The sequence below is a fragment of the Rhodococcus sp. EPR-134 genome (assembly GCF_001647205.1).
GTDB lineage: Bacteria > Actinomycetota > Actinomycetes > Mycobacteriales > Mycobacteriaceae > Rhodococcus_F > Rhodococcus_F qingshengii.
In genome coordinates this window covers 1-226 of sequence record NZ_LVCT01000726.1, presented here as the reverse complement: position 1 = coordinate 226, position 226 = coordinate 1, and the positions used below count along the sequence as shown (strand labels likewise).

Below are 226 nucleotides of genomic sequence, written 5' to 3'. Positions count from 1 at the left end.
GCACGGGCGGATCCTCGTGCATAGTGGCGCTCCACGTAGTACTGACCGATCGAGAGCAACGTCGTGAGGATGATGTACCAGATCGTGGCGACCATCAGCAGGGGCACGACTCGTCCGTTGCGTCCGAAGATGACCTGCACCTGGTAGAACAGTTCGGCGATTGCCATGGTGGAGACGATCGACGTTCCCTTGAAGAGTCCGATGACCTCGTTGGCGGCGTTGGGGA

Annotated in this window: 1 pseudogene; it reads right to left on the bottom strand. The window is 59.7% G+C overall.

Annotated elements, in window-relative coordinates:
• Positions 1 to 226 (bottom strand): annotated as a pseudogene (locus A2J01_RS31520) (amino acid ABC transporter permease); the annotation flags it as partial.